Genomic DNA, 22445 nt, shown 5'->3' with positions numbered 1-22445 from the left:
TGATAGACGAGCTAGGAGGTTTACAATGGAAAGTAGGATTGAAGTATTATCAACTGTCCGCGTGGAAAATTCCTCGGATTTATATAAAATTGTTGATAGTTTGAATCGCACGTTGAAAAAGCAAGATTTGATGTTCGGATTAGCGTTAGATGAAGAAGATCAAAGCAAAGCTGTATTTACAATTTATCGTACATAAGTAGGGATTTTATGAAAAAGTTAATTATTGTAGCGGTAGCTGCTGTGCTTTTAATTATCGGAGGCATTTCTTTTAGCATTTATCACTCGTCCGTGAAGGATGTTCAGTCTGCTGAGGAAAAAGCAGCATCCCAAGCAAAAAAAGAATTTAATTTGAAATCTGTCACAAGCACCCAGCCATATTTCGGCAATCATGCATTTTATGTAGTAGAAGGTACAAACCGAAGCAATCAAAAGGTAATTGCTTGGATGCCTAAAAGCAAAAAGCAAACAGCTGTTTTAAAGAAAGCAAGCAGCGGGATCACAAAAGAGAAAGCCATTTCCATTGTGAAAAATGATAAAAACCCGCAGGAAATTAAGTCGGTGCGCCTAGGCATTGAAAATAAAAAGCCGCTGTGGGAAGTAACATATGTGGATAAAGATAAGAAACATTTAACATACTATTATCTTGATTTCTCTAGCGGTGAATTTATAAAACGATACAGCTTATCTCAATCATAAATCGTTTATACCATATGAAATACCATATGTGTCATAATATAAGGTTTCAGCGCTTTATGAAAATGAAGCCAATTTTTTATCTATAATCAGCTCGCGGGCTGATTATAGCTTTAGTTCATAGGGGGAGATTTTAGTGAAGTTAGCAAAACGTGTATCAGCATTAACGCCATCATCAACATTAGCGATTACAGCAAAAGCGAAAGAATTGAAAGCGGCTGGTCATGATGTGATTGGACTTGGAGCAGGGGAACCTGATTTTAATACGCCGCAGCACATTTTAGAAGCGGCTGTTACAGCAATGAATGATGGTCAGACAAAATATACGCCAGCAGGCGGCCTTGCACCATTAAAAGAAGCGGTAATTGAAAAATTCAAACGCGACCAAGGCCTGACGTATTCACCTTCTGAAATTATTGTTTGTACAGGTGCTAAGCACGCACTGTATACGTTATTTCAAGTTCTGTTAGACGAAGGTGACGAAGTGATTATCCCAACTCCTTACTGGGTGAGTTATCCTGAGCAAGTAAAGTTAGCAGAAGGTACACCAGTATTCGTTGAAGGTTCTGAAAATAACGAATTTAAAATCACACCTGAACAATTAGAAGCGGCTATTACTGCTAAAACCAAAGCTGTTATTATCAATTCACCAAGCAACCCAACAGGTATGATTTACACAAGAGAAGAGCTTCAAGCTTTAGGAGAAGTTTGCTTGAAGCACGATATTTTTATCGTATCAGATGAAATTTATGAAAAGCTTGTGTATGGTCAAAATGAACATGTATCGATTGCACAGCTTTCACCAGCGTTAAAAGAAAAAACAATTATCATTAACGGTGTTTCTAAGTCACATTCCATGACGGGCTGGCGCATTGGATATGCAGCTGGTGATGCTACAGTTATTAAAGCGATGACAAACCTAGCGAGTCACAGCACGTCAAATCCAACATCTATTGCTCAATATGCAACAATTGCTGCTTATAACGGCACTCAGGAGCCGGTGGAAATGATGCGACAAGCTTTTGAAGAGCGTCTAAACGTAATTCATGAAAAGCTGATTAATATTCCAGGATTCTCATGCTTAAAACCACAGGGTGCTTTCTACTTATTCCCTAATGCAATTGAAGCTGCAAAGTTAACTGGTTTTGATACAGTTGATGCATGGGTAGAAGCTATTTTAGAAGAAGAGAAGGTAGCGCTAGTGCCTGGATCAGGATTCGGTTCACCAGAAAACGTACGTCTTTCTTATGCTACATCACTAGATTTGCTAGAAAAGGCATTGGAACGAATTCAATCATTCATGACTCGTCACATGAAATAAAAAAGTAACAATAGGTAGAAACAAAAGAGCCTTTTAGCACAAATCACACGTGTTAGAAGGCTCTTTTTGTTTGTTACTTGTTATTATGTTTGTCGAAATGTATAATAGGATGGCATACATAATTACGAAATGTAAGTTTTTTGGAGGGATATTAATCGTGAAAATTACGATTTCAGAAGCAAGCAAGCATGTAGGAAAAGAAGTAACAATTGGTGCTTGGTTAGCGAATAAACGTTCAAGTGGTAAAATTGCCTTTTTACAGCTGCGCGATGGATCAGGATTTATGCAAGGGGTAGTTGTAAAAGCTGAAGTAGAAGAAGAAACTTTTAAATTAGCTAAATCTATGACGCAAGAATCATCACTATATGTAACAGGTGTAGTACGTGAAGATGAGCGCTCACCGTTTGGCTATGAATTAACAGTTACAAGCCTTGAAGTTATTCATGAAGCTGTTGATTATCCAATTACGCCAAAAGAACATGGAACAGAGTTCTTAATGGATAACCGTCATTTATGGCTGCGTTCTAAACGTCAACATGCTGTTATGAAGGTTCGTAACGAAATTATTCGTGCAACGTATGAATTCTTTAACGAAAACGGGTTTACAAAAGTAGATCCGCCAATCCTAACAGGAAGTGCTCCTGAAGGAACAACAGAATTATTCCACACGAAATATTTTGACGAAGATGCATATCTTTCTCAAAGTGGACAGCTTTATATGGAAGCAGCGGCAATGGCTCTTGGAAAAGTATTTTCATTCGGTCCAACGTTCCGTGCTGAAAAATCTAAAACACGCCGTCATTTAATTGAGTTTTGGATGATTGAACCAGAGATGGCTTTCTACCAATTCGAAGATAACTTGAAAGTACAGGAAGAGTATGTGTCTCATGTCGTACAGTCTGTTTTAACAAACTGTAAGTTAGAGTTAAATGTACTAGGCCGTGATACATCTAAGTTAGAACAAATTAAAGCGCCATTCCCTCGTATTTCGTACGATGACGCTCTTAAATTCTTACATGAAAAAGGATTTACAGACATTCAGTGGGGAGATGACTTTGGAGCACCACATGAAACGGCTATCGCAGAAAGCTATGACAAGCCGGTATTCATTACACACTATCCGACGTCATTAAAACCATTTTATATGCAGCCAGATCCAACAAATGAAGACGTAGTATTATGCGCAGATTTAATCGCACCAGAAGGCTACGGAGAAATCATTGGAGGCTCTGAACGTATTCATGATCAAGAGCTTTTAGCTCAGCGTGTAGAAGAGCACAAATTAGATACTGAAACGTATAAGTGGTATTTAGAGCTTCGTAAGTATGGCTCAGTTCCACATTCAGGATTTGGTTTAGGCCTTGAGCGTACGGTAGCATGGATTAGCGGCGTAGAACACGTTCGTGAAACGATTCCATTCCCACGCTTATTAAACCGTCTATACCCGTAAGGAAGTGAAAAAAGTATTCTGACTCTTGTAGTCAGGATACTTTTTTAGCTTTTTTTATGAATTATAAAAAGAAAAGAAAAACGAGGCTTTTACTTATATCATAAGGAAACAAAGGCAAACATAGAAAAGAGCCTAACTTAAAAGGGAGTTGCAATTCTCGAAAAAATAAGTTAGTGTAATATTCTTGGAAGGAAGTCATCGTTCGTATATATTTTATATGTGCAGAGCAATGGTACGGTTTCAGCGGAAAGTTTTACATAGAAGCTTTTTTAGCTTCGAATAATTATTACTTTGACTATAAACTTCATGATATACTAACTACTGAGGTGTTCGGATATGAAAAAAGAAACGTTAATTGAATGGTTTGAACAAGGCACAGTTTCAATTCCGAAGCTGCTGTTTAATCACTATAGCGATTTGGGAATGAACGAAACGGAATTCATGACGTTAATGCATATTTATGTTTCCATTGAAGGCGGTGAAGGTTTCCCGACACCTAACGAATTGGCGGCAAAAATGAGTATTTCAAGTGCTGTCTGTATGGATACGCTGCGAGCATTAATTCAGCGCGGCTTTTTATCTATTGAGCAAGATCAACAGCAAAACGCCCTTATTTGTGAACGTTATTCATTAAAACCGCTTTGGGAAAAGCTTATTCATCATATGATGCAAGAAACAAGAGAAGTAGAAAAAAGTGAAGAAGAACAAGAAGAGCTTAATTTATATACAATGTTTGAAAAAGAGTTCGGCAGAGCATTGTCTCCGTTTGAATGCGAAACGCTAGCGATGTGGATTGATCAAGATCATCATGATCCCATTATTATTAAAGCGGCACTAAGAGAGTCGGTGATGTCTGGAAAATTAAACTTCCGGTATATTGATCGGATTTTATTTGAATGGAAGAAAAATGGTATTCAGACCATTGATCAAGCCCGCAAGCATAGCCAAAAATTTCGTCAAAATCAACAGCCCAAAAAACTATCTTCTGTTAACCCTTCTCAGTCTACATCAGCCATTCCTTTTTTTAACTGGCTAGAGCAATGACAGGATAAAAAGCTGCTTCAAGATCCAAGTAATTGAATCTTGAAGCAGCTTTTTTAAAAGAATATGGACAAAAGTAGCATTTGACAGGAACCCTATTGTAAAATAGGAGGGAACTACCTGTAAGGAGAAGGAGAACTAGTATGTTAACGTTAAAACAAATCAGACAGTGCCTAGATGCTATGGCGGAAATGTTTCCTGACGCCCACTGTGAGTTAAATCATCGGAATCCCTTTGATTTAGTCATTGCTGTGGCGCTATCTGCTCAGTGCACAGATGCTCTAGTCAACCGCGTAACAGCGGATTTATTCAAAAAATATCAAACGCCTGAAGACTATTTAGCCGTTTCGTTAGAAGAGCTGCAGCAAGATATTAGATCAATCGGCTTATATAGAAACAAAGCTAAAAATATTCAAAAGCTCTGCCGTATGCTCATTGATGAGTATGGAGGAGAAGTTCCAACAGATCGTGATGAGCTGACCAATCTTCCAGGAGTAGGGCGTAAGACGGCTAATGTTGTTGTATCCGTAGCTTTTGGAGTACCGTCAATAGCAGTAGATACGCATGTAGAACGTGTAAGTAAACGCCTTGGGATTTGCAGGTGGAAAGATTCTGTTTTGGAAGTAGAAAAAACGCTAATGAGAAAAGTTCCGAAAGATGAATGGTCAGTCACGCATCATCGACTTATCTTTTTTGGACGCTATCACTGTAAAGCACAGTCTCCTCAATGTCATGTCTGCCCGCTTCTTGATCTTTGCCGAGAAGGAAAGAAACGAATGAAAGGAAGAGAGAAGAAGACAGATGTTACCGATTGAAGTGCCGTCACATTTCATATGCGAACCATTCTATTCAAAAGAAGACCGGATTCTTGAAGTGGGTGGAAAAAATTATTTTGCTTATGATATTTTATACGATGTACATAAAGAAACGAAAACACCTTGGAGGGATGTTCAAAAGAACATACGGCCATTTTTTGAAAAGTGGGAAACTCAAAGGGAAGAACTGTATACGCTTTTTTCTCTGCGAAAAGCAAAAGAAGCAGCCCCTTGTATGAAACAAGCTGCTGCTATGTACATTAGTTTACTGTTTTGGATTAACGGACAGCCCGTTCGGCGTTTAAATCGGCTGCAAGAAGATATAGCGGACCTAACCTATAAGCCTATTAACTGTGCTGAGAGACTTATGTTTTTGCTGCAGCGAGTTTCTTCTTATCAAGCGTATATTCAGCTGACAGAGTTATTTAATGAGCTACGTAAACAGTATGCAAAAATGCTTATTCTTCACAAGAAATAAAGCCCCTACACGTGTAGGGGCTTTTTACTGCTACGTTAATTTTCAGTTGTTGGCTCTTGCTGCGGTGTAGCAGGTGTTGACGGCGTCGATGGTGTAGCAGGGGTTGTTGGTGGTGTCTGACTTCCTGAGTCACTTCCACCATTGTCTGCTGGAGGAGTTGTTGTGCCTCCGTTATTACTGTTGTTGCCGCTGTTACCATCGTTAGCATTGCCGCTATCATTATTGTTATTATTGTTATTATCGGTATTGCCGCTATTGTTACCGCCGTTATTGCTGCCATTATTGTTGTTTTGGTTATCATCCGGCTGAGTAGATGAATCGTCCCCTTGATCAGAGCCGTTGTTTTGATCAGTGTTGCTATTGTCTTCATTTTGATTATCGTCCGTTGTTCCGTCATCTTCAGGCTTAGTAGAATCATCTTCGGTAGCTTGATCTGATGAATCAGGGACTTTTACAGAAGAACTAGCGCTTTCGCCCGTATTTGTTGTTACGGTGAAACTATACGTTGCGCCTGGTGCTGGGTTGGAAATTGTTTTTCCACCGGCTCCTGTGCCAGATGCGAGTTGTTCAGAACCGTTAGGAGATGACATTGTGACTGTAAAAGTCGTATCACTGGCTGCGTTTGCCGCTGACCAGTTAACTGAAATTGCTCCTCCGCTATACGAAGCAGTAATTTTTGGCTTCACATCTTTATTGTCTTTTTTCTCTTTTTTGTCCTCTTTTTTATCTTCTTTCTTTTCTTCTTTTTCTTTCTTCACAAACGTTTGAGATACTTTTGTCGGTGCAGTACCGCGTACAAAGTATTCTTTAGTAATTAAGCTCGAAGGAGTAGAGCCGCTTGGGCGTTTTAAGTCTTTGCCCGTTGGTTTTTCCACGGAACGTTCAACTACGCTGTCCGGCTGCTTGAAACTTCCTTTAGGTTTGCCTTCAGAAATATGAGTAATAACATGCTTAAAGATATTTTTTGCCATGCCTGTTTCATTAGGACTTAAAATATAGCCGTCTTTAGCAGTTTCATAGCCTGTCCATACGGAAATCGTATAGTTTGGCGTAAACCCATTAAACCAAACGTCTTTTTCACCAGCGTCTGGAATGTTGTATCGTTTTTTCTCGTCAGCACTAAAGTTTGAAGTTCCGGTTTTACCCGCAATTTCTAATCCAGGTGTACGAACAGCACGAGCTGTACCATATGATTCGTTTACAACAGATTTCATCATGTCCGTCATCATAAATGCCGTGTAATCTTGCATTGCGCGTTTTGATTTTGGTGTTAAATCAATTTCTGTTCCATCTGGGAATTTTACCTTTGTCACTGTATGAGGTGCATTGTACATACCTTCATTTGCAAAAGCGCTATAGGCTCCAGCCATTTGTAGCGGTGTAACACCTGTACGGAAGCCTCCGATAGAATAAGATTCAGAATAAGCTTCGCCATCTTCTTCGTCTAATTTTAGCCCAAGGCCAGTAGCAAACTCTTTTGCTTTGTCTGCCCCGGTTGCTTGAAACGCTTTTAAAGCAGGGATGTTCAGTGAGCGTCCTAAAGCTTCACGCGCTGAAACCCACCCTTTATAATTGCGTCCGAAATTTCGGATTGGTGTGCCGTTTGAATAATGATATTCTTCATCTTTTATCGGTTGTCCAGTGGACCACTTTAAGTTCTCAATCGCTGGGCCGTAATCTAAGATCGGTTTAATGGTTGAGCCGGGCTGGCGTCTCATATTTGTTGCAAAGTTTAAGCCGCCTGACACACGATTACGTCCGCCTCCAATTGCTTGAATACCGCCTGTTTCATTATCTACAACGACAAGACCTGCTTGGAATTTATCATTCGGGAAGTTGACTACTTTGTTATTCATCACATCATCCACATAGTCCTGAGCATTAGTGTCAAGCGTTGTATAAATTTCTAAGCCCGCAGAAAATGGATCTGCGTCTGTTTTCTTTTTTACTTCTTCGATTACTTGATCAATAAATACATCGTACTTAGATGTTGATTCAGTTTGTTTAGCTAAGTGAGCTTGTACATCTACTTGTTTTGCTTTGTCTGCCTCGGCTTGTGTAATGAAGCCGTTCTTAGCCATTAAGTTCAATACTGTGTTACGGCGTTTAGTAGCATTCTCTGGGTTTGTAACTGGGTTATAAGTAGTTGGCGCTTTTGGTAAGCCTGCCAACATAGCAGCTTCATCAAGAGTTAAATCTTTTACGCTTTTAACTCCGTAAAATTTCTCAGCTGCTCGTTCAATACCGTATACTTCACCTGATGCGAAATATATTTTGTTTAAATACATTTCAAGAATTTGTTGCTTGGAATATTTACGCTCAAGCTGGTAAGCTAACCACATTTCTTGTACTTTACGTTTAACCGTCTTCTTTGGTGATAAGAACGAATTCTTTACCACTTGCTGAGTAATCGTACTACCGCCCTCAGCACCGAAGCCGTTTTTAAAGTTCGCCATTAATGCTCCGCCAATTCGGTAAAAGTCGACGCCGTGATGTTTATAAAAACGAACGTCTTCCGTAGCGATAAATGCGTTTTTGACGACTTGAGGGATTTCATCGTATTGCACATATGTACGTTTTTGAGCTCCAATTTCTTTTACAACTGTCTTTCCATCGTTTGCATATACTTTAGATGAAAAAGAGTTTTTTAATACCGAGTCATCAACTTTTGGAGCATCGCTTATCATAGCAAAAAAAGTTCCCACTCCGGCAATGAGCCCGATGATTCCTATCAGTAAAACTGCGGCAACAATTTTACGAAATAGGCCTCCTTTTTTCTTCTTTTTCGGTTTTCCTTGAGATTTACCTTCTGGTTTGTTGTCATTCAAAGCTCTTCGTCGTTCTTCACGAGAGCGATAATTATCTGACATAAAAACTCCTACCTTTCAACGCATTGTAAGAGAATGATTTCCGTAAACATATATATCATACTCTTAAAAGTATAATTTATCTATAGTTTTTATGTAATCGATTCTCGGATGGTAACCAAGTTCGATGAAATGTCCTTTTTTTTCAATATCTGCCTTAGGGATTGATTTTCGTCCATCTTTTTTCATGGCACCCCAATAAGGAAAAAGGAACTGTGCTTCGAACAAGTATATTTCTTGTAAAGTAGAGAACATTAATATAACGAAACAAATCCCGTTTTGTTTCACAATTTGCTTCATATGTTCAATTTGATGTTCATGAAAATTACGCAGCGGAAATGAGGTTTTATTTCTCGTTTCTTTTGCTTCAAAGTCAAGGTGTTTTCCTTTATAGACTCCATTATAGTCTGTAGTAGAAGCCTGTTTAAAATAAGCTTCTTTAATAACAGCGGCACTTCTCTTCGGATAGTCTACTTTTACAATTTGAACAGGGGTTGGTTTTTTGTGAACAATGGCTATTCCTTTTGAAACATAGTATTCGTTTGTTTCGTTTAAATCGTCCTCCAGCGTCATACCACGATTGCTATAGCTAGCTTCTAGCTTTTTAGGGGAAGGACTGCTGGTATTCAATGGCTTATAGGCCTTTCCGTTAGGATAGCGAATCATAACCATCACTCCTTTAGTGTAAATCTATTAAACAAACAAATTCTATTATACCAAATCCTACAAATAAAAATAGATGAAAGAAGATGAAGAGATGTCACTCAATAGTTCGGAACAAGCGCTGTTGACGGCGATTAAAAAAACCACAGACAAGCTGAATATTGATAATATATCAAGAACCCAGGCTTATGCAACTTTTTATCATAGATATCCTGAAGTAAAGTGGGCATTTCTCGCAAGTATGGTGTCACGAAACGCAGGATGGAATATGTGTGATTTGCAAGGGGAAAACATGAAAAAAGCGTTATCAAAGCAAACGCGCGATTTATTATTTTTGACGTATGAAAGAGCAAATTGGCTTATTTTTAAAGATGTCTTCCCGCAATTACTATTGTATGCTGTTTCACGTAAAAAACATGTCTCTTACGTGCATTTACTTCCCTATTTAAATGTTTCATCTTTTATCGAAGAGAAGTGGAGACAATTTATGCACAGACCTTGTGAACTGCAGCTTATTCATGCGTTAATTGTGAATGAGCAGCATGTTATTCAACTGCCCGTTATTGAACAGCCTTTTTATCAAGATAGAGTGTTTAAAAGTACGCTGTTTTTTTTTCAAGATATATTCCACTTTAGTTCCGTCCTTTTTCCTACTACAAAAGGGGAATTATACGGTTGTTCTGTTCATGATTTTACAAAAGTAAATAATCGGATTGATTTGGGGAAGAAATTAGCGGCTTTATTATTTCATGAAAAGTATTATCCCTTGTTTTATGAATTTTCTTTGAAAACAAAGCATACGGGTTCGAGATACGATTATGAGCAGTATTTTGTGAATAAAACCAGCTGCCGTACACCTGCTCTTCGAAAGGTGTATCCGGCTATTAGACATCATGAAAAGAAGAGAAAAGAGTGGTTTTTAACGAAAAAAGAGGAACAAAAGCTCATGAAAAAGCCGTCTTTTCCAAAGAAAGTTCATTTTACAAAGTGGTATCTTCAAAAGCAAAAGCAGCTGTATATATTAATGAAAGTAGCGCAAGTATTTAATGTAAATAAAAACGGTCACAAGTGACCGTTTTGTTCTTAAGTAGAAGGCTGGTTAGGACCGTTTAACTTTTTAGGATCACCGTAGGTTTTTGTTTCAGGCTTATTTTTAGGCTGTGATTTTTGCTGTTTGTTGGCCATATCTAGGCACCTCCTATCATGTTGTAATAAACGTTCAGCAGCGGAATGTATCTGCTTAGCTGAAATGTCTATACTAGTGTTTTCAATATGTTCACTTTCGATTCACTATAAATGAAAATGTCGAAAACATCTTTCTTTGACGAATAGAAACTAGTTTTGTCATGTGTGAAGGGACAATGAAGAAAAGAGAGAATACGTTATGCAAAGGAAAATTTGGAGGGATGGCGATGAAACAAAGTATGGTTAAAACAAGCGAAATGATGACTTTATTAGATAGCTTACTAGAGCAAGTAGATTTAGTGGATAAAACGATGTCTATATCTATAAATGAAGCATTTACACATTGTGAAGAAACATATATGGAACAAGTTCATCGCATTGACCAATCACTGCAAGAAATTGAAGTAGCTGTGTATGAAAGCATGCCTTCCGAAACAGAATGGAATAGAAGCCGAAGAGAAATGGTTCTTCATACAGTATAAAGACTGTTTATGTTACAATAGTCATCGTAGAGGTGACGAATAACGATGAATGAAGATGTGAAAAAAAGTACGGAGATCATGTTTCAATATAATGAAGTAGCTGTAGAACGATTAGCGTCTATTCAACAGGAAGAAAATTATGAAGTGAAATTTTTTGAAGAAGTAAAGCCTTATGGAGATATTTTCTTCAAAGAACTTGATGAATGGGCTAGTCTCGTAACGGAATGGCTGAAGAAAGAGCGACCAAAATATATTCATGTTAATCAAGTAGAGACGTTAAAAGAAAATTTACAAAACGTTGTACTACAGTCGTTTTATCCTGAGACGCGAGAAAAGAGATTTAAAAAGATGTATCACTCAAATAAGTATGTGCTCGAGTCGATATTGAATAATTAATCCCGGCCTTCCGTTGAGACTTATAAGGTGGGGATTTTCTATGTATGAGATTGTGACAAAAGTATTTTACACGAAATGAAAAACGAACTATCGATCAAAATTTTTGATTCGTAGTTCGTTTTTTTTTTGATGAGAAGCATAGGTTTCATTTGTTTTGTTCCTTCTAGCAGTTGATTGGAGAGCAAGGCGAAGACTCCTGCGGGAAAAGCGGAACAGATGAGACCCCGCAGGAGCGCAAGCGACGAGGAGGCTCATCGGCCGCCCGCGGAAAGCGAAGCCTTGCACGGAGATCAACTGCGGTGTCATAAGCGGTTCAGCTCATGTATCCCATTTGTTCGTCTCAAGATTGGATTCATTTTGTTATGTCCCAGCCTCTTTTTATCATATCAATCAAAAAGTTAATCAAAATCTTTTTGAGATTGGATAGAAACAGCTGGGTGATCTTGTGAAGCGACTGTATCGATATGATAATCAACTTTTTCAGTATGTTTAGAAGCAACGGCGTTATTTGTTTTAGTTGCTGCACTTTGGCCTTGCTTTTTATGATCAAAATGTTTTCCACGACTCATGAGATAGACCTCCTTTATTGAATACTACGTTAAAGCTTTTATAGTATAAACAAGTCAAAAAAGAAGTATGTGTCCACTTTATAGGAAACAAAGAAACCACCGATTTCTCGGTGGTAGTAAAAAAATTAATCATCTTGTGCACTAAAATCGGGCTTAGTAGCTCCAATTTGTTCGAGTTCACGTACAGCGGCTTTGTAATTCATAGGAGTTAAAAAACCTTTTAAATACTGCTGCTGAGCAAAATCGAGTAATTCATTACTTGACTGCGGCTCATACTGTTTCACCGCAATAAAAGCTTCTTGAAGTTCGTTCACATACATGTAAATTCCCTCCTAATCCCCATTTGTGCCACTACGTATCGTAGTATCACTTGTTCTTATCGTACCATATATTTAAATAATCTCGTTTTTTTGAAAAATTTAAACTTTCGACAGAAACCTACATATTTTTGAATGTGTTTTCCAAAAGTACAAGTAGACGAACGTCACCTCTTATTTCTGCATACATACTATATATTATGTAATATTAAAAAGGAGGTATTGATTTTGCATGTATACAAGTAAGCATTATCCGTATTATGAGCAACATCAACCAGAACGTTTTGATTTAAGTCAGGTACATCCATTTCCGCAGTATCATCAGCAGCCATGGACGGAAGCTTATATGCCGCAACATCCGTACGCTCAGCAACAAATGCCTTTTGGTCCTCAGCAAATTCCCTACATGAACGGAATGTACCAGCAGCCCATGTACAATAATGCAGGTGCGCCTTTTAATCCATACCCTAAAGCTCAGCAACAAAAGCCTCAGCCTTCTCAATTTCAGTCATTAATGTCTCAGTTTAAATCGAGTGATGGCAACTACGATATGAACAAGATGATGAATACTGCGGGGCAGATGATGGGAGCCATGAACCAATTAACATCCCTAGTTAAAGGGTTTTCCGGGATTTTTAAAGTATAAGGACTAGAAGGTGTTTTCTAGTCCCTGCTTATTATTTTTTCTTTTGATTTTTCAAATAAGTTTCTCCAAGAAGTGTAAATACTTCATTGTAAGTTAATCCAGACTGAGCATTTAAACGTTTGACTTCTTCGACATCTGTTGTTGATGAAGTTGAAATTTGATGCTTGCTTTTTTTCATAAAACCTCTCCTTCTCTATGTAAAATGAATAACATCCCATCTTAGTATATTTCCAAATGTGCCCTACTATAAGTGGAAAAAAACGCCGAAGACACTCATGGGTCTTCGGCTTTTTTTTGCAATAAAGATGAGTGTTTAGAGAAATTAAGAGCGGCGTGAACGGCGAGCACGACGTGAACGACGAGAAGAACGACGAGAAGAACGACGAGAAGAACGACGTGAACGACGAGTAGAACGACGAGAGCGGCGAGTAGAACGACGAGAGCGGCGAGTAGAACGGCGTGAACGACGAGAAGAACGACGAGAGCGGCGAGTAGAACGGCGTGAACGACGAGAAGAACGACGTGAACGACGAGTAGAACGACGTGAACGACGAGTAGAACGACGAGTAGAACGACGAGTAGAACGACGAGTAGAACGGCGAGTAGAACGACGAGTAGAACGGCGAGTAGAACGACGAGTAGAACGGCGAGTAGAACGACGAGAGCGGCCAGTGCTACGAGAAGAGCGACGCGGCTTTGTTAGTGGACCGGCAGTTGGCTCTTGAAACATAAAAGATTTCAGTTCTGTACATTCTAGGGCTTCAGCAGCCTCTTTAATTTTTTCAGGTGTAATATGCAATACAAAAACCTCCTTGTCAATTGGACTAGGTCTTGCATTAATAGAATACGCACTGATGCTTGTCCTTGATATGAGTCAAAAGTGGAGTTTGCGCAAATAGTTGATGAGGTGGGGTATCATGGAGAATTTACCCTTCATATACTTTAATAATTGAAGAAAGGTGGTCGAATAATGAAGCAAAAAGAAATCCCTCAATACGCTCTGTTTGTGAATGTAAAAGATTTAAAGGAAATACAAAGAGATATTTGGTCAGAAGAAGCGGTTCAGGCAACGATGAAGTTTAACAAAAAACGCTACGATATTGATTTGCTGCTAAGAGGCTCCCACATTCGGAAGATGAAAAAAAAGTCATATTATATTGAATTTTATTCTCCAAAAATATTTCAGCGAGCCAAAGAAATACACCTAAACGCTGAATACAAAGATCCATCGCTTATGCGCAACAAATTGTCCCTCGATTTTTTCTCTTCTTTAGACGTTTTATCTCCTCATTCTCAGTTTGTCACTCTTAAGATTAATGGGAAAAATGAAGGAATATATCTTCAACTCGAATCGGTAGATGAACTATTTTTGAAAAAAAGAAATTTAGCGGATGGATCCATATTTTATGCAGTGGACGGAGATGCTAATTTTTCTTTGATGAGCGATTTGGATAAAAGGCCGAAAACAACTTTGTTATCTGGATATGAAGATAAAGCAGTGAAAGAAGGGGATGAGGAAAAATTAGAAAAGTTTATATTTAATCTTAATACGTGGACAAATAAGGAATTCGAACAGAATATTGAGAAGTACCTGAACGTCGACCGCTACTTATCTTGGTTAGTCGGTATTATTTGTATGCAGAATTACGACGGTTTTGTCCATAACTATGCCCTCTATCTAAATCATGAAAGCGGGCGCTTTGAACTGATTCCATGGGATTATGATGCAACTTGGGGAAGAGATGTAAATGGAAAAGTAATGGAAGGAGACTATGTCCGCGCACAAGGATTTAATACGCTTACAGCTCGCTTACTGGCCGTGAACAGCATTAAAAAGCGGTATATTCAAAAAATGAACAATGTTCTAAATAATCAATTTACAATAGAATACATGAAACCAATCATTTATCAACTGCATGAGTATATTGCTCCTTATGTATTAAAAGATCCTTACGTAAAAGATAACTTGGAACAATTTCACAAAGAACCGGAATTTATGCTGTCTTTTATAAAAGAACGAACAGCATATATTGAAAATAACCTTTTGACTCTTTAAAAAGAGGTAGATTTATAGGCAATTTATAGGCAACAGTGGATTTTGTTAATAATAGGCAAATGCAGGAAATCAATAGCTGTACATGATACGTATATATACAGTATGAATGACCAATAAGGATAACTAATAAGGAGGAAAAACAATGAGTAACTATTACTATGGCCAAGAACAAGGGCAAAATCAAAATCTACGCCAAAAATCAAGCCAAAAACGCAGCCGAAATATACAAATGCCTGATAAAGGCTATTCTTCTCACTTCAAACCCCTAAAAGGAAGAGTGGTGACCGTTTATCGTGGAGGACCTGAATCTAAAACAGGTTATTTGGTTGACGTGCAATCAGATTATTTAATCTTAGCAGTGGAAAGCAACAATAACAATAATAACAATAATGGTGAAAATAACAACCAAAACAACCAAAACAACCAAAACAATCAAAATAATAATCAACAAGAATATACACTTGTATATTATCACTTAGCGCATGTGAAAAGTATCACTGAAGATACTATGTCAAATTCGGCACAAACGTTTACTGGAATTAGCGCAGAATTAGAATTATATCGAGGAAAAACTTTTGCTACAACTTTATCATTGATGAAAACTAAATATGTGCAGGTTAACCAAGGTGGACCTGAGAAAAAAGCAGGTCAGCTTCTTGATGTCTTAGGTTCATTTGAATCTGCTTATATAGTATTACTCACAGAGGACGACGGTGTCGTCTATATTAATACTGAACACGTTAAGAGTGTGAGTGAATATCAAAACAACAATGGAGATCAAACTAGTCAATCTGCAAATGAACTCTTAGTGAGCCAAGAACCAGAATATATGAAATCCAAAAGCTTTAACGATCTTTTTGCCCACCTTTCTCATAAATGGGTATCAATCAATAATGGAGGACCTGAAGCTGTAGAGGGCGTGTTAGTACAAAGCCGAAATGGTACATTTACACTTGTGCAGAATAATCAAGTATTACGCTTACAGCCAAGACACGTTAAAACCATTTGTGTGGGAGCAAAAGGGGCTTTTAAGCAAAACGATAACAATCAAAATAATGAAGAAACAGAAGAAAATGGAGAGGCTGAAGCTGCGAAGTCTACAGAAGAACGTACAGGAAGCCGCACAGGTGATCGCTCGGGAGGACGCCGCACGGGAGGACGCACAGATCGCACGGGAGGACGCCGTACGGGTGGACGCACAGGAGGACGCCGTACCGGTTCACGCTCTTCAGCACCGGCCGAGAAAGTTATTAAAACGAAAAATTATCGTTGGAAAGCATGATGAAATGGAACATAAAAGGTGCTTATAAAGCACCTTTTCTAACATATAGGAAAAAGGAGGAGAATGAGTATGAGTATGAATCATTATATCAATAAAATTGTGGAGTTGGATATTTCAGGTAAAACGACATTTGTTGGCAGACTTATTGATCTTGGATTAGATATTATGGTTTTGTATAATGGACATGATTATTTGTATATTCCTCTTTTACACATGCATCGTTTGCGGGAAGTATCGGAAGAAGACTATACGGTTTTACGTGAAATAGAAGAGAATTTGATAGAAGAAAGTCAGCGGATTTCTTATCGTAATATTTTACAGCAGGCAAAAGGGAAATTTATTGAAATTTATGTAACGGGAGGGAAATCATTGCATGGCTATATCACAAGCGTGCTGAATGATTATCTTGTGTTTTATTCTCCAGTGTATAAAAATGTCTTTGTTTCTCTGCATCATTTGAAATGGCTTACCCCTTACAGTAATGAGTTAACCCCTTATTCTTTAAGTGACAAAGAGCTCCCCGTAAGGCCCGCCTCTGCACCTTTTGTCAGAAACTTTGAAGAGCAGCTTAAAAAATATGAAAATCAGCTGGTCGTATTAGATTTAGGGGATCAATCAGAAAAGATTGGCGTACTTAAAGAAGTTTCTAATAATATTGTTGAACTAATTACGGCAAATGGAGAAAGTATGTATTGGAAGTTAGCTCACGTAAAATCTGTACACTTGCCTTAGAAAAAGAGACCTCGCTTTCGTCTCTTTTTTTTATGTGTTTATCAGGACAAGTATATTGAATAAACAAATGAGATGATTTAAATTTTTTAGAAAATTATGTTGACAATATAGAAAATCTTTATTAAAGTTATTAACAACAAACGTTAACCACCAACAATTATATAGAACTCTTATCCAGAGTGGCGGAGGGACTGGCCCTGCGATGCCCGGCAACCATCAAATGAAACATTCATTTGAACGGTGCTAATTCCTGTGGAACATCAGTATTGTTCTAACAGATGAGAGAAATCGTGTATAAACGAACACTCTTCCATCTGTGAAGAGTGTTTTTTATTTTGAGTTAAGGAGAGAAATAGATGAAAATTGAAACTTTATTAGTTCGTTCAGGAGTAGGTCGTGACCCTTCAACAGGTTCTATTACAACCCCCATTTACCAAGCATCAACATTTGCTCATCCTGCTTTAGGACAAAGTACAGGATTTGACTATGCACGTACGGCAAATCCTACTCGTACAGCATTGGAAGAAGCAATTGCTGCTTTGGAAAAAGGAGAAGTAGGAGTAGCATTCGCTTCAGGAATGGCGGGTGTAATGGCAGTTTTAGCACTATTTAAAAACGGAGATCATTTAATTGTATCAGAGGATTTATACGGAGGAACGTACCGAGTACTAAATGAAATTTTTTCAGAGCAAGGAATTACTGTTTCGTACGTCAACACAGCCCATCTCGAACAAGTAAAAGATGCGCTTCGTCCCAATACGAAAGCTTTATTTATTGAAACACCTACGAATCCAATGATGCACGTGACTGATTTGCCCGAAGCAATTGCGTTAGCCAAACAGCATGATTTACTTACCATCGTTGACAATACCTTCATGTCCCCTTATTATCAGCGTCCTTTAGAGCTTGGAGCAGATATTGTGATACATAGTGCAAGCAAATACATTGGGGGTCATAATGATGTAGTTGCTGGTCTTGTAGTCGCTCGATGTAGTAGCTTAGGAGAGAAAATTCATTTTTATCAAAATGCAGCTGGGGCAATCTTAGGTCCACAGGATAGCTGGCTGTTATTACGAGGTGTTAAAACGCTAGCGCTTCGTATGGAAAAGCATAATGAAAACGCACTGAAAATTGCAAATTGGCTTACTGCTCATGATCTCGTGGAAAAAGTGTATTACCCTGGTCTTGAAACACATCCAGGCTATGAAATCATGAAGAAACAAGCAACTGGATTTGGAGGCATGATTTCTTTTGCTGTCTCACACCCTGACATCGTGTCAGTACTTTTAGAAAATGTCAAAGTTATTACATTTGCAGAAAGCTTAGGAGGCGTGGAAAGTTTAATGACATTCCCAGCTCGTCAAACACATGCTGATATTCCGGAAGAAATTCGAAATCGTGTCGGAGTAACAAACTGTTTACTGCGGTTATCAGTTGGAATTGAGCACGCAGATGATTTAATTAAAGATTTGAAGGAGGCATTTGATGCATACCAACAATAATAAACATAGATTTGGTACGAACTTAATTCATGCAAATACAGGAATTGACGGTCATTTTGGAGCGGTTAACGTACCTATTTATCAGGTATCTACATTTAACCAAGAAGATGAGACGAACAACGGCCGCTATGACTATTCTCGTTCAGGAAATCCAACTCGTGAGGCTTTAGAAAACACCATTGCTCAGCTAGAAAATGGATACGCTGGTTTTGCTTTTTCATCAGGTATGGCTGCTATCTCATCGGTGTTATCTATTTTTGAATCAGGGGATGAAATTTTAGTTTCACATGATACGTACGGCGGGACATATCGTGTATTAACACGATTATTTTCAAAGTTTGGTATCAAAACAACTTTTGTTGATACAACGAAGGTTGAGAAAGTAGAAGAAGCTATCACAAAAGATACGAAGGCTATTTATATCGAAAGCCCTTCAAATCCATTTTTGCAGGTAACGGATATTAAAGCAGTAGCAAGTTTGGCGAAGGAGCGCAACCTCCTTACAATTGTGGATAACACGTTTTTAACACCTTATCTACAGCAGCCCATTGACCTTGGTGTAAATATTGTGATTCATAGTGCTACAAAATATATCAGCGGTCACAGTGACGTCATTGGCGGTCTAGTTGTGGTAAGCGATGAAAAGCTAGCAGAAGAAGTAAAGTTTGTACAAAATGCTTTTGGTGCTATCTTAGGACCGCAGGATTGTTTTTTACTGCTTCGAGGAATTAAGACATTAAAAGTTCGTTTAGATCAGCAGTTAAAAACAGCGCTGCAGTTTGCAAAGTGGCTTGAAGAACAATCTCTAGTGAGCCGTGTATACTACCCGGGCTTAAAAAGTCATCCGGACCACAAACTGATTTCAGAACAAGCAAATGGATACGGAGCTATGATTTCTTTCCAAGTACAGGATGAAAAAGTAGCGCGACATATTTTACAAGGAGTCAAATTGGCTTCAATTGGCGTTAGTCTAGGTGCAGTTGAATCCATTCTAACGCATCCTGCAACAATGTCTCATGCGAGTATCCCAAAAGAAGTGCGTGAAGAAAAAGGAATTACTGATTCACTTCTTCGCCTTTCAGTAGGGTTAGAGGAATTTGAGGATTTGAAGCAAGACTTTAACGCTGTTTTTCAAAGCTTAGAAGAAAAGGCGTTAATTAAATAAAGAAAAGAGACTGGGACAAAAGTATTGTAGTTAAAGTTAAACAAGAACTATTAATCAAAATTACTGATTAATAGTTCTTGTTTTTTGTTGTCACGGTGAACGTAGGTTTCATCTATTTCGTTGCTTCTAGCGGTTCAGCTCCTTTATCCCATTTGTTCGTCTTTACACTGGATTGATATCCGTTATATACAGCTATCTAAAAGGTTTGTGTATAGGGACGTAAGCGCAACTTTTTCATCAGAGGAAAGACTGCTGTTTAGAATTCTTTTTATGCCAAGGTGATATTTTACATACGGTGTTTGCCGGACGCGTGGATGAGTCATTTCATCTTTTAAATCCTTCATAATGGCTTCGTGAAGCTGATCTTCACTTGTCATGGCTTGTTTAGAAGCGAACGAACGGTTCAACCATAGGGTTTGATAAGCTGCTAGTAAATGTTCAGAAGTCATTGTGCAAAGAGCTCCTTTAGATTAGTTTCTTCATTATAATAATCTATAGTTTACCATAAGTATTAATACGTGTACGTAACTTTTACAGAAGCAGATACAGTCAAGGACTGAGCTTGAATAGGGGGAGAGGCTGCTAATAACTTAGGCGAGGAGCCAGATGACTGATAGACGGGGCCTTCTTCGATTAAAATGGGGATTTGGTTAATAGGGAGCTGCAGCGTGTTGGCAATGGTAAAGGCCTTTTCTTTAGCGTTAAGCAAAGCTTTACTTATCGCTTCTTGTTCATATTTATCATCATTTGTAACGTGGAATTGAAGATCTTGCGCTACGTTGGCTCCGCTTGAAAAAGTAGCGTTATAGACATCGCCAGCTTGTTTTACATCTTGTACTCTTACTCTAAATAAGTGCTGTACTTCGTATCCAGTAAGAGTCGATTTTCCATCACTGTAATCATATTTAGGATTTATGGTGAACGAACCTGTTTCAATTTGCTGGTCATTGATTCCAAGTTTTTTTATTTCTTGCAGCAAAGTATTTGAAACAGCTGAATTTTCTTTTAAGGCTTCTTGAACGTCTCGGTTTTCCGTGCGGGTTCCAATCGTCATGGAAATTTCATTTGGAACTGCTGAAACACTTCCTTCACCAATTACTTTAATTTCTCTATTTTGTGTATCTACGCGCAGTTGCTGTGTAGGTTCGTAAGGGAAATAAGAATGTTGCATGTAAAAACCCTCCTTAATCTGTCTTTAGTACATATATATGACAACATGGCTTGCATTAAAAGCAAAAAGTACACAAGTTACGACTTGTGTACTTTTTTTACTATTTTGTATGCTGTTCTAATACGCTTTCCATGTTTCTAAATTGATCTTCTACAGCTTTTGAAGGCTTTTTTGTTAACAGACTTACTACAATAACAGCCAGCAAGCTTAAGAAAAATCCAGGAATCATTTCGTAAAGGGCATCCTTCAATGGAGTATTTACCCAAATTAATACTGTAGCAGCACCTACAATCATCCCTGCAAGTGCTCCCCATCGAGTCATACGTTTCCAGTAAAGACTTAGTAAAATAGCAGGACCAAAAGCTGAACCAAATCCAGCCCAAGCATATCCAACCAGTCCTAAAATCGTATCACTAGGTTTTAAAGAAAGCAAAATGCCAATAATTGCAACACCTAAAACCGCAGCTCTTCCAACCGTTACAAGCTCTTTGTCAGAGGCCTTGCGTCGGAAAAATGTTTTATAAAAGTCTTCTGTAACAGAGCTTGCCGTTACAAGCAGTTGAGAAGAAATAGTACTCATAATTGCGGCCAATAAAGCTGCATATAAAAATCCAGTAATTAATGGATTAAATAAAACATCAGCAAATTTAATAAAGATTGTTTCAGGATCCCCAAGTTTCATCCCAGTTTGATCCACATAAGCAATTCCAACAAGACCGGTTAACATAGCACCAACGATTGATAGGATCATCCAGCCCATACCGATACGACGAGCAGGCTTTAATTCTTTAATAGAAGAAATCGCCATAAATCGAACGATAATATGAGGTTGACCAAAGTAGCCGAGCCCCCAGGCTAAGAAAGAAATAATCCCTACTACGGTTGTCCCTTTAAATAAATCAAGGTAGGTTGGATCGATATTTTTAACAATATTTATTGTTGTTCCAACGCCGCCTAAGTCAGTAAAGGCTACAATGGGCACTAAAACGAGGGCAATGAACATAATAACGCCTTGCACAAAATCTGTTAAACTAACGGCTAAGAAACCGCCGAACAGAGTGTAGGCAATAACGACAGCAGCCGTTATAAACAGTCCGATTTGGTAATTCAAACCAAATGCCGATTCGAATAATCGTCCGCCTGATACCATACCAGCTGAAGTGTAAAGAGTGAAGAAAATAAAGATAACAATCGCTGATACGGTTCGAAGAATCTTGGCATGGTCGCCAAAGCGATTTTCAAAAAAGTCTGGAATTGTAATGGAGTCATTCGCTACTTCCGTATAAGTGCGAAGACGCGGAGCGAGGATTAAATAATTTAAATAAGCACCAATAGATAAACCTACTGCAAGCCATAAACTTGAAAGACCTGTCACATACATGGATCCTGGAAGCCCCATTAACATCCATCCACTCATATCTGAAGCGCCAGCTGAAAGCGCAGTAACGGCCGGACCTAGTCCACGTCCGCCTAGCATGTAACCCGATACGTCCTGAGTTGTTTTTGTGTAGGCATACCATCCTATTCCAAGCATTCCTACAAAATAAATGCCCAGTGAAATGTAAACACCAATATCCACCAAATCTCCCCTTTATGCATTTTTTATGCATGAAA

27 protein-coding genes and 1 riboswitch are annotated in these 22445 nt (G+C 38.4%); of the genes, 17 read left to right on the top strand and 10 right to left on the bottom strand.

The annotated features are described in order from the left end of the window. Positions 1-25: 25 nt before the first annotated feature. From AC1DEF_RS16470 to AC1DEF_RS16440, 7 genes are all read left to right on the top strand, one after another. Positions 26-196 carry a YpmA family protein gene (locus AC1DEF_RS16470; protein WP_013056102.1) on the top strand — a complete coding sequence of 57 codons (171 nt, stop codon included), beginning with the start codon at positions 26-28 and terminating at the stop codon, positions 194-196. An 11-nt stretch (positions 197-207) separates the two neighbouring features. Then, the gene (locus AC1DEF_RS16465; protein ID WP_013056103.1) at positions 208-696 is read left to right on the top strand and encodes a cell wall elongation regulator TseB-like domain-containing protein; all 489 of its coding nucleotides are present in this window, start codon (positions 208-210) and stop codon (positions 694-696) included. A gap of 133 nt (positions 697-829) precedes the next feature. Beyond that, positions 830-2014: a pyridoxal phosphate-dependent aminotransferase gene (locus AC1DEF_RS16460; protein WP_013082327.1), complete on the top strand. Its 1185-nt coding sequence runs from the start codon at positions 830-832 to the stop codon at positions 2012-2014. Positions 2015-2171: 157 nt separating this feature from the next. Next, the gene (gene asnS, locus AC1DEF_RS16455) at positions 2172-3464 is read left to right on the top strand and encodes an asparagine--tRNA ligase (RefSeq protein WP_028407969.1); all 1293 of its coding nucleotides are present in this window, start codon (positions 2172-2174) and stop codon (positions 3462-3464) included. 336 nt (positions 3465-3800) lie between these two features. Continuing rightward, positions 3801-4508: a DnaD domain-containing protein gene (locus tag AC1DEF_RS16450; protein WP_016763459.1), complete on the top strand. Its 708-nt coding sequence runs from the start codon at positions 3801-3803 to the stop codon at positions 4506-4508. 140 nt (positions 4509-4648) lie between these two features. Beyond that, positions 4649-5320 carry an endonuclease III gene (gene nth, locus AC1DEF_RS16445; protein ID WP_043979488.1) on the top strand — a complete coding sequence of 224 codons (672 nt, stop codon included), beginning with the start codon at positions 4649-4651 and terminating at the stop codon, positions 5318-5320. Continuing rightward, complete coding sequence (locus tag AC1DEF_RS16440; protein ID WP_016763461.1) at positions 5307-5798, top strand: YpoC family protein; 492 nt, start codon at positions 5307-5309, stop codon at positions 5796-5798. Before nth ends, AC1DEF_RS16440 begins: the two co-directional genes overlap by 14 nt. A gap of 35 nt (positions 5799-5833) precedes the next feature. Here AC1DEF_RS16440 and AC1DEF_RS16435 read toward each other — a convergent pair whose 3' ends face one another. Together AC1DEF_RS16435 and recU are read right to left on the bottom strand one after the other, a co-directional pair. After that, positions 5834-8668 (bottom strand): transglycosylase domain-containing protein, encoded by a 2835-nt coding sequence (locus AC1DEF_RS16435; protein WP_477727445.1) that lies wholly within the window; start codon positions 8666-8668, stop codon positions 5834-5836. 63 nt (positions 8669-8731) lie between these two features. Next, complete coding sequence (gene recU / locus AC1DEF_RS16430; RefSeq protein WP_318331107.1) at positions 8732-9331, bottom strand: Holliday junction resolvase RecU; 600 nt, start codon at positions 9329-9331, stop codon at positions 8732-8734. 73 nt (positions 9332-9404) lie between these two features. Here recU and AC1DEF_RS16425 point away from each other — a divergent pair, with 73 nt between their 5' ends. Beyond that, on the top strand, positions 9405-10400 hold the full coding sequence (locus AC1DEF_RS16425; RefSeq protein WP_477727444.1) for a DUF2515 family protein: 996 nt from the start codon (positions 9405-9407) through the stop codon (positions 10398-10400). An 11-nt stretch (positions 10401-10411) separates the two neighbouring features. Here the strand turns inward: AC1DEF_RS16425 and AC1DEF_RS16420 are convergent, their stop codons facing one another. Further along, positions 10412-10513 carry a hypothetical protein gene (locus AC1DEF_RS16420; RefSeq protein ID WP_016763465.1) on the bottom strand — a complete coding sequence of 34 codons (102 nt, stop codon included), beginning with the start codon at positions 10511-10513 and terminating at the stop codon, positions 10412-10414. 227 nt (positions 10514-10740) lie between these two features. Here AC1DEF_RS16420 and AC1DEF_RS16415 point away from each other — a divergent pair, with 227 nt between their 5' ends. The 3 genes from AC1DEF_RS16415 to AC1DEF_RS16405 all read left to right on the top strand — a co-directional run bounded on the left by AC1DEF_RS16415 (position 10741) and on the right by AC1DEF_RS16405 (position 11699). After that, complete coding sequence (locus tag AC1DEF_RS16415) at positions 10741-10995, top strand: hypothetical protein (protein WP_318331109.1); 255 nt, start codon at positions 10741-10743, stop codon at positions 10993-10995. Between the two features lie 45 nt (positions 10996-11040). Then, positions 11041-11391 (top strand): YppE family protein, encoded by a 351-nt coding sequence (locus tag AC1DEF_RS16410; RefSeq protein WP_013056113.1) that lies wholly within the window; start codon positions 11041-11043, stop codon positions 11389-11391. A gap of 170 nt (positions 11392-11561) precedes the next feature. Beyond that, positions 11562-11699, top strand: a complete 138-nt coding sequence (locus AC1DEF_RS16405; protein WP_176521252.1) for a hypothetical protein — start codon at positions 11562-11564, stop codon at positions 11697-11699. 90 nt (positions 11700-11789) lie between these two features. Here the strand turns inward: AC1DEF_RS16405 and AC1DEF_RS16400 are convergent, their stop codons facing one another. Together AC1DEF_RS16400 and AC1DEF_RS16395 are read right to left on the bottom strand one after the other, a co-directional pair. Then, positions 11790-11960: a hypothetical protein gene (locus tag AC1DEF_RS16400; protein WP_013082336.1), complete on the bottom strand. Its 171-nt coding sequence runs from the start codon at positions 11958-11960 to the stop codon at positions 11790-11792. A 125-nt stretch (positions 11961-12085) separates the two neighbouring features. Beyond that, positions 12086-12280: a YppF family protein gene (locus AC1DEF_RS16395; protein WP_013056115.1), complete on the bottom strand. Its 195-nt coding sequence runs from the start codon at positions 12278-12280 to the stop codon at positions 12086-12088. Between the two features lie 229 nt (positions 12281-12509). Here AC1DEF_RS16395 and AC1DEF_RS16390 point away from each other — a divergent pair, with 229 nt between their 5' ends. Then, positions 12510-12923 (top strand): YppG family protein, encoded by a 414-nt coding sequence (locus AC1DEF_RS16390; protein WP_013056116.1) that lies wholly within the window; start codon positions 12510-12512, stop codon positions 12921-12923. A gap of 31 nt (positions 12924-12954) precedes the next feature. Here the strand turns inward: AC1DEF_RS16390 and AC1DEF_RS16385 are convergent, their stop codons facing one another. Both AC1DEF_RS16385 and AC1DEF_RS16380 read right to left on the bottom strand, forming a co-directional pair. Then, complete coding sequence (locus tag AC1DEF_RS16385; protein WP_016763466.1) at positions 12955-13101, bottom strand: hypothetical protein; 147 nt, start codon at positions 13099-13101, stop codon at positions 12955-12957. Positions 13102-13245: 144 nt separating this feature from the next. Further along, a complete protein-coding gene (locus AC1DEF_RS16380) occupies positions 13246-13722 on the bottom strand; it encodes a CotG/ExsB N-terminal domain-containing protein (RefSeq protein ID WP_477727443.1) in 477 nt (158 codons plus the stop codon). Between the two features lie 171 nt (positions 13723-13893). Between AC1DEF_RS16380 and AC1DEF_RS16375 the strand changes: the two genes are divergently transcribed. The 5 genes from AC1DEF_RS16375 to AC1DEF_RS16355 all read left to right on the top strand — a co-directional run bounded on the left by AC1DEF_RS16375 (position 13894) and on the right by AC1DEF_RS16355 (position 19660). Continuing rightward, the gene (locus AC1DEF_RS16375; protein WP_097823974.1) at positions 13894-14979 is read left to right on the top strand and encodes a CotH kinase family protein; all 1086 of its coding nucleotides are present in this window, start codon (positions 13894-13896) and stop codon (positions 14977-14979) included. Between the two features lie 229 nt (positions 14980-15208). Next, positions 15209-16261: a spore coat protein gene (locus AC1DEF_RS16370; protein WP_477727514.1), complete on the top strand. Its 1053-nt coding sequence runs from the start codon at positions 15209-15211 to the stop codon at positions 16259-16261. 69 nt (positions 16262-16330) lie between these two features. Continuing rightward, entirely contained in the window at positions 16331-16993 is a 663-nt protein-coding gene (locus AC1DEF_RS16365) for a hypothetical protein (RefSeq protein WP_014460954.1), read from the top strand. A gap of 167 nt (positions 16994-17160) precedes the next feature. Continuing rightward, positions 17161-17278, top strand: a riboswitch (SAM riboswitch). 71 nt (positions 17279-17349) lie between these two features. Beyond that, complete coding sequence (locus AC1DEF_RS16360; protein WP_097823972.1) at positions 17350-18495, top strand: trans-sulfuration enzyme family protein; 1146 nt, start codon at positions 17350-17352, stop codon at positions 18493-18495. Further along, positions 18479-19660 (top strand): trans-sulfuration enzyme family protein, encoded by a 1182-nt coding sequence (locus AC1DEF_RS16355; protein WP_014460952.1) that lies wholly within the window; start codon positions 18479-18481, stop codon positions 19658-19660. Before AC1DEF_RS16360 ends, AC1DEF_RS16355 begins: the two co-directional genes overlap by 17 nt. 182 nt (positions 19661-19842) lie before the next feature. Here AC1DEF_RS16355 and AC1DEF_RS16350 read toward each other — a convergent pair whose 3' ends face one another. The 3 genes from AC1DEF_RS16350 to putP form a co-directional block, all read right to left on the bottom strand. Then, positions 19843-20109 (bottom strand): hypothetical protein, encoded by a 267-nt coding sequence (locus tag AC1DEF_RS16350; protein ID WP_013082344.1) that lies wholly within the window; start codon positions 20107-20109, stop codon positions 19843-19845. Positions 20110-20171: 62 nt separating this feature from the next. Continuing rightward, positions 20172-20831: an SIMPL domain-containing protein gene (locus AC1DEF_RS16345; RefSeq protein ID WP_097823971.1), complete on the bottom strand. Its 660-nt coding sequence runs from the start codon at positions 20829-20831 to the stop codon at positions 20172-20174. A 100-nt stretch (positions 20832-20931) separates the two neighbouring features. Continuing rightward, on the bottom strand, positions 20932-22410 hold the full coding sequence (putP, locus tag AC1DEF_RS16340) for a sodium/proline symporter PutP (RefSeq protein WP_097823970.1): 1479 nt from the start codon (positions 22408-22410) through the stop codon (positions 20932-20934). Positions 22411-22445: the final 35 nt, after the last annotated feature.

Source organism: Priestia sp. 10L35, assembly GCF_056395685.1.
Note: the sequence above shows the minus strand (reverse complement) of the source record. Positions and strands in the feature narration are given on the sequence as shown.